The organism is Salinivibrio sp. PR919 (genome assembly GCF_001995355.1).
Lineage (GTDB): Bacteria > Pseudomonadota > Gammaproteobacteria > Enterobacterales > Vibrionaceae > Salinivibrio > Salinivibrio proteolyticus.
Window position 1 is genome coordinate 1 of the sequence record NZ_MUFL01000118.1, and the last position, 6,854, is coordinate 6,854.

Sequence of the window (6,854 nt, forward strand, 5' to 3'; positions counted from 1 at the left end):
TCCAAATAGTAAGTGATTGAGTTGGCGTTCATCTCTTTACTGATTAGCTGAACGTTCTCCTCACGAATGATTTCCATCACGTCATAGCTGACGCGGTCRACATGGCCAACCATTGATTGATCAAAGATATGCAGTGCTAGCACTTTATCACGACCTGCAATGATCTCGATTTCATTGTCTTTCGGGCGATATTTGTGGGAAATCACCGTACCTGGATGATCGGGTTCGAAGGTATTTTTCACCACCAGTTCGATGCCAACTGCACGCATTCCCGATGCGGCATTAGGGTGAATCGCTTCCATCCCCAAGTTGGCAAGCTGATCAGCCACGTCGTAGTTGCTCAAGCCCATCGGCTGGACGCGTTCTGGACCGACGATACGCGGGTCAGCACTGCTTAAATGATACTCTTTGTGGATCACCGCGCTGCTTGCTTTGGTCAATACCGCAATACGACTGAACGTCATTTCGCTATAGCCGCGATCGTATGTTTTCATCAAACCTTCATCGCAGTATACGTAGCCGGTAACGATGGGCAGCTCATTGCTGAGATCGATATCTTCCATAGCACGCGCAATCACGGTGTTTAAATCACCTTGTGCTTCGTCGGGGTTGTCCCAGCCAGAAAGGTCAACAAACCGTGAGTTAATTCCCACGCTCTCAAGCAAAAGAGAAGAGTTGTGCGCACTGTGAGCTTCACCAATTGACGAGAGGAACTCGCGCACTTGGGGCAAATAGCTTTCTAGAGAAAACTGCCCATAGTTACAGGTTTCGAGAATACCTTCGATGCAGCTGTGCGCTTTCTCCATACGCTGACGAATGAAGTTGTCTGCACGCTCGCGGTAAACGGGGTCAGGGAACATGTTGCTGTTAATAAGCAGCATACGTTGTTCCAGCTCTTCCATAGCATCGCGCCACTTCGGGTTATTGGCGGCGAGTAGGCGATAGATACCCGGCTTGCCAGAACGCTTACACTCCAGCAGTGCATCCGTGATGCCAGCATAAGCAGAAACCACAAAAATTCGGTTATAAGGGTTAGACGGGTACAAAAAGATATTATCCATGACAGCGTCGAACGCTGACATTGATGTACCGCCGATCTTTTCAACGGTATGATTCATGTGAGCTCCTTGTGGGCTTTTATGAATTGAAGTCGTCGATTGGGTTTACAGGGGCAGCATCCCGCTGCCCCAAGACGGTTAATCGACCAGAGGGTAAACACCGTTTTCGTCATGTGTCTCTTGCCCAGTAATCGGTGGGTTAAAGACACAGGCCATGACCATATCAACACCTTTATTTGCGCGAAGCTGGTGCTCGTCATGTTTGTCAAGAATGTACAGTGTGCCAGGTTTGATTGGATACACTTTACCGTCGTCGGTCGTTTCAATCTCACCTTCACCTGACATGCAATACACAGACTCTAAGTGATTCTGGTAATGGATATGCGTGTCAGTATTGGCGTAAATGGTGGTAATGTGGAACGAAAAGCCCATGTTGTCATCGCGCAACAACATACGGACACTTTCCCAATTTTCAGCCACTACGCGGCGTTCACTGTTTTGGCATTCTTCTAATGTGCGAACAATCATGTCAATCCTTTATACGTCTGTTTGTTAATGGGTGAGCGCTTTGAATTAAGACGCTTTTTTCAATTTGTCTTTTTTGTATTGCTCAACCGACTTAACAAAAATCTGCAGGCCTTTCTCCATTTCAGCTTCGCTGACTGTCAATGGGGAGAAGAATTTGATCACTTCATCATCAGGGCCAGCTGTTTCGATGATCATACCGTGCTCAAAACAAAGGCTTGTGATGGCATCAGAGATATCACCATTTTTACATGCGATACCCTGCATCAGGCCACGACCTTTGATGGTGTCGAACAGGTCACCATTTTTCGCTAAGACGTCTTTCAACACTTTATTGAGTTGATCAGCACGCGCTTGGATATGAGTTTGGAACTGATCATCTAGCCAGTAAGTTTCAATCGCTTCTGCAGCTGTCACAAATGCATGGCTGTTACCACGGAATGTACCGTTATGTTCGCCAGGTGCCCATTGATCCAGCTCAGGTTTCAGCAGAACCAGTGCCATTGGTAGGCCATAACCACCAATCGACTTCGACAAGGTCACGATATCTGGGTTGATACCTGATGGCTCAAAGCTAAAGAAAGTACCAGTACGACCACAGCCAGCTTGAATATCATCGACGATCATCAAGATGCCATGTTCTTTACAGATGCTTTCTAGGCGTTGCAGCCATTCATTGGAAGCTGCATTGAGACCACCTTCACCTTGAACGACTTCAAGCAAGACTGCGGMGGGTTTATCTCCACCTGTTAGACCGCTTGAGGCATCGTTTAGCATGGTTTCGAACAGTGTGAGACCGTCAACATCGGCATAGCCGTCATACGGAATACGTGTTACCGCGTTATTCACTGGCATACCGCCACCACCGCGATGGTGATGATTACCGGTCACAGCGAGTGCGCCATAGGTACAGCCGTGGAAGCCGTTCGTAAATGAAACGATGTTCGGACGACCTGTCACTTTTCGTGCCAGCTTCATCGCCGCTTCAACAGCGTTTGTACCGGTTGGACCGGTGAACTGGAGTTTGTAGTCCAAGTTACGTGGTGCCAAGATGTGCTCTTTAAATACCTCGAGAAAGCGTGCTTTTGCACCGGTGTGCATATCCAAGCCGTGGGTAATGCCATCTTTCTCGATGTACTCAATCAGCGCTTTTTTTAGCGTCGGGTTGTTGTGTCCATAGTTAAGCGAACCGGCGCCAGCAAGAAAATCGAGGTAGCGCTTGCCGTCAACGCCCGTGATCCAACAGCCCTTCGCGCTTTCAAACACGACGGGGAAGTTGTTAGCGTAACATTGAACATTTGACTCCTGCGATTTAAAGATATCCATAACTCATCCTGTTATTTTTTGAGTGGAATTCGGAAAAGGTATTCGGTGTCATGTTCACCGTTAAAGTGCTCTTGTTCATCAAGGAACACTGAGCGCTGACCACCTGTACCGTAGAGGCGGTCTACCTTTTTGAACAGCGCCCAAGAACCAGCGTTGTCTTCAGTGATTGTGGTTTCAATGAATCGGATGTCTTGTGACACTTTGCGCGCTAGTAACGCTTCGACCATTGATAGGGCAAGCCCTTCTCCACGTGCTTTGGGCGATACGGCTACCTGCCACACAAAAAATGTGTCTGGTTGCTCTGGACGAATGTAGCCAGAGACGAAGCCGTGAATGTCGCCGTCACGCTCTGCCACAACACAGGTCTCTTTGAAGTGCGTTGCCTGTAAGAAGTTGCAGTAGGCGGAGTTCACATCCAACGGAGGGCACTGAGTGATTAATCGATAGATGTCGCCACCATCACGAATTGATGGCTTACGAAACACAAACCGCGTGCTCGGTTTTATCTGTTTACGGTCAAGGACTTCGTTTTCAAGAACTGCCGTATCTGTCGTTTTTGATCGCCACATAATTGTTTTGTGCTCTAACGAATTCGTTATACATAATAGGCGATGGATTTTGTTTATCAACCCCGGGTTGCGCTAATCGGTTTGTCACTACAGTTTAAATATATGATATTTATGAGATTTTTTAATGTTAAATTTTTTATTAATCACAATGCTTTGATGCGTAACATTTACTGGCCTAAATGTATTGACGATTCTCAATCTGGTGTGACTCATGCCACAAAGATGGGAGGAGCGGCTTGGACTTCGTCTCAGTTGGAGTTGAGTGAGGTGAAAGGGTTGGCTATTAAAAATAGACACAAAATAGATTTTAATAGACAAAAAGCCTAGTCACCTTTGCTGCTTGTGAATCTAATAGGGTGACTAGGCGGATTGAGGCGACTGGCTAAGGAATTCGCGATATTGTCTGTCTTCTTTGACGACGTGGTGTACCCACCAGTAACGCAAAAACTTGAAAAAGACTGAAGGGTACAGTTCAGGATCCGCCTGGCATTGCAGTAACACATAATGTGCTTGCCGTGATAAACGTTCATGGATGGCTGCATGTTGTTTGTATTTGGGGTAGGCGAGATCGTGAAGAATGTCTTCTTCTAGCTGGAAGTGGGACACAATGTAGTCTCGAAACCGCTGGGCGAGATCATCAAAATCTCCTTTTTCACCATCGGCATGATGGTACGCGATAGCCTCATAGGTGTCATTGATGATAGCCAGTAATTGCTTGTTGCTGGCATCGAGTTCTGAGTGCCCCACAGAGTATTTGTCCTGCCAACGAATAAACTTTCTGTCTTTGCTCTTTGCTGTCGCTTGTTCAGGCGTAACAGGGGGTGCTGTTGTATCAATTGTCGGGCTTGTGTCCGAAATGTTTTCGATTTTCTCCTGCTCTTCTTCAGTGAAGACAATGGCCCCATTGTGCTCAAAATCGGTCGATTTAGCTGGATCGGCCTGATACATCTCAAAGTAGTATTTTGGTGGCTTTTTGGATTTGGTATCTTTGGCTAGCTGTTGAACGCGATTTTCGAGGTCTTGTTTTCTAACTGGCTTGACCATGAATGCGTCAACATCATAGCGGATGCATTCGCTTATCACTGATTGGGAGGCATTTGCGGTGAGAATGATGATCGGGACATCGTGCTGTAGGTGGTAGCGACCACTACGGATAAGCCTAAGCATCTCCAAGCCATCGATAGGCTCCATCTGTAGGTCAGTGATAATTAAGCTAGGTTGTTCGTGAAAGGCCCTTGATATAGCTTCAGCACCATCGGCCGCCGTGATAACGGATTTGATCCCTAGCGCTTGTGCCATCAAACTTATGGTATCTCGAATCATCTCATGATCATCTACCACTAAACACCGAGATAGCATACTCCCTCCTGCCAAAGCGCTAACTGTTTTAAAAGCATAGTAAATGGCGAGTTTTGCTGCTGAGTGATTTGTAGAATTTTTTATACGTTTTTGCGGGGAGTGAGAGATTACGCATACAAAAAAAGGCGCCTAAAAGGCGCCTTTTCTTCTTAAATCTGGTTTAGCTTACAGGCGAGTTACGTTCGCTGCCTGTGGGCCTTTTTGACCTTGCTCGATATCGAACTCAACCTGTTGGCCTTCTGCTAGAGTGCGGAAGCCTTCACCAACGATGGCGCGGAAGTGAACGAATACGTCTGGACCGTTCTCTTGCTGGATAAAACCGAAACCTTTTTCTTCGTTAAACCACTTAACGGTACCATTAGCTTTAGACATGATGTCTCCTGAATATATTAACTAGGTGTAGCAGTGACGCGAGTGCCATTAATCGTTCTATGGGCAAATGTAGCGAATATCTTCAGGACAACTAACTTTCCAGCCAAACGGTAGGGTGTTTCGATGTTTCTATATTCAATTGCTGCATAAATTTCCGATTAGCGAAGCCGCTTAACAGCTCCAAGAGGACTACGCGTAATTTGCGCGTCAGTTTACTGTTGGCTGTGACGATAGTCGCCTTTCAGCTTTCAGTAACGTCAACCAACACGGTTGAACATTAGCGAGAATACACGCAAAAGAATGTGAGGTAAATCTCTTTTCGCACTTTATATCCGGTTTATTTTGAGTGAATGATTGAAAGTGAGATCAAGCGCCGAGATTTTTGTCAGAATTAAGCAAATCAATGGCGAAAATCGCGTCCTGTATTGGGACGGATGTCAAAGATGCTATCGGGCGCTGTCTTTTTTCATCGACATTGACGTACTCTTAATGCTTTCTACGAGTAGCAGCGTGTTGCTGTTTGTCGATCCTCTACTGATAGGAACTCCAATGAACGAAATGGTCTCTCTTACTAGCGCGTTTAGCGTTTGGATTGTACTCGCAATCCTAGTGATTGTTTTCTTGCGTGGCTCGGTAAAGTTTGTTCCGCAAAACACCGCCTATGTGATTGAGCGTTTTGGTAAATATTACAAAACGATGGAAGCGGGTTTGAACTTTATTGTGCCTTTTATCGACCGTCTAGCCTATGAACGTACGCTAAAAGAGCAAGCGTTCGATGTGCCGAGTCAGTCGGCCATTACCCGAGACAACATCTCTCTAGTCGTAGATGGCGTGCTTTATATCAAAGTGCTGGATCCTTACAAAGCTTGCTACGGTGTCGATGACTATATCTACTCCGTGACCCAACTGGCGCAAACCACAATGCGTAGTGAAGTGGGTAAGATGGAACTAGATAAGACCTTCGAAGAGCGTGAAAGCCTTAATACGGCAATCGTCTCGGCGATTAACGAAGCCGCTCAGCCTTGGGGCGTACAAGTCCTTCGCTATGAAATTAAAGATATTGATCCGCCGCGTTCCGTATTGGATGCGATGGAGCGTCAAATGAAAGCCGAACGTGAAAAACGTGCGGTGATCCTTGAGTCAGAAGGGGCACGTCAGTCGGATATCAACGTTGCAGAAGGGCAAAAACAAGCACGGGTACTTGCTGCAGAAGCGGAAAAGTCTGAGCAGATCTTGAAAGCGGAAGGGGAAGCGAAAGCGATTATCGCGGTCGCGGAAGCACAAGCTGAAGCGCTTGAAATTGTCGGTTCACGAGCGATCACGGAAGAGGGCCAGAAAGCCATCCAATTAGACTTGGCAGAAAAAGCCATCAGTGCCAAAGAAGCGATCGCGAAAGAGTCTTCTGTCGTATTGCTTCCTGAGTCGGGGACCGGTGCAGCGAGTACGGTTGCTGAAGCGATGACCATCATTCAAACACTGAACAAAGTGAAAGGCTAATATGCACAACTGGTTTACCACCCATCTAGCTGAGATGACGATGGTTATCGGGCTGTTACTGCTCGTAGTCGAAGTGTGGTTGCTTGGCTTATCAACCATCGTATTGCTGGCAACAGGGGTTGCTGCGGTGCTGGCGGGTCTTTTGGCG

At 46.8% G+C, this 6,854-nt stretch carries 7 protein-coding genes; 1 reads left to right on the forward strand and 6 read right to left on the reverse strand.

Annotated elements, in window-relative coordinates; translation table 11 throughout:
* The 6 genes from BZG83_RS15390 to cspE form a co-directional block, all read right to left on the reverse strand.
* On the reverse strand, positions 1-1,118 hold a 1,118-nt coding region (locus BZG83_RS15390; protein ID WP_077481857.1), incomplete at its 3' end, for an aspartate kinase.
* Positions 1,119-1,196: 78 nt separating this feature from the next.
* Positions 1,197-1,586, reverse strand: a complete 390-nt coding sequence (locus BZG83_RS15395; RefSeq protein ID WP_077457892.1) for an ectoine synthase — start codon at positions 1,584-1,586, stop codon at positions 1,197-1,199.
* Between the two features lie 45 nt (positions 1,587-1,631).
* Complete coding sequence (ectB, locus tag BZG83_RS15400) at positions 1,632-2,909, reverse strand: diaminobutyrate--2-oxoglutarate transaminase (protein WP_077481859.1); 1,278 nt, start codon at positions 2,907-2,909, stop codon at positions 1,632-1,634.
* Positions 2,910-2,920: 11 nt separating this feature from the next.
* Complete coding sequence (gene ectA / locus BZG83_RS15405; RefSeq protein WP_077457896.1) at positions 2,921-3,478, reverse strand: diaminobutyrate acetyltransferase; 558 nt, start codon at positions 3,476-3,478, stop codon at positions 2,921-2,923.
* 360 nt (positions 3,479-3,838) lie between these two features.
* Positions 3,839-4,837: a bacteriohemerythrin gene (locus BZG83_RS15415; RefSeq protein WP_077481862.1), complete on the reverse strand. Its 999-nt coding sequence runs from the start codon at positions 4,835-4,837 to the stop codon at positions 3,839-3,841.
* 165 nt (positions 4,838-5,002) lie between these two features.
* On the reverse strand, positions 5,003-5,209 hold the full coding sequence (cspE, locus tag BZG83_RS15420) for a transcription antiterminator/RNA stability regulator CspE (RefSeq protein WP_069589811.1): 207 nt from the start codon (positions 5,207-5,209) through the stop codon (positions 5,003-5,005).
* Between the two features lie 549 nt (positions 5,210-5,758).
* Here cspE and BZG83_RS15425 point away from each other — a divergent pair.
* A complete protein-coding gene (locus BZG83_RS15425) occupies positions 5,759-6,706 on the forward strand; it encodes a slipin family protein (RefSeq protein ID WP_069589812.1) in 948 nt (315 codons plus the stop codon).
* Positions 6,707-6,854 lie beyond the last annotated feature (148 nt).

Bases quoted from the DNA above. Each gene is read 5' to 3' on its own strand.
- BZG83_RS15415 (WP_077481862.1), bottom strand. From the start codon at position 4,837: ATGCTATCTCGGTGTTTAGTGGTAGATGATCATGAGATGATTCGAGAT.
- cspE (WP_069589811.1), bottom strand. From the start codon at position 5,209: ATGTCTAAAGCTAATGGTACCGTTAAGTGGTTTAACGAAGAAAAAGGT.
- ectA (WP_077457896.1), bottom strand. From the start codon at position 3,478: ATGTGGCGATCAAAAACGACAGATACGGCAGTTCTTGAAAACGAAGTC.
- BZG83_RS15425 (WP_069589812.1), top strand. From the start codon at position 5,759: ATGAACGAAATGGTCTCTCTTACTAGCGCGTTTAGCGTTTGGATTGTA.
- BZG83_RS15395 (WP_077457892.1), bottom strand. From the start codon at position 1,586: ATGATTGTTCGCACATTAGAAGAATGCCAAAACAGTGAACGCCGCGTA.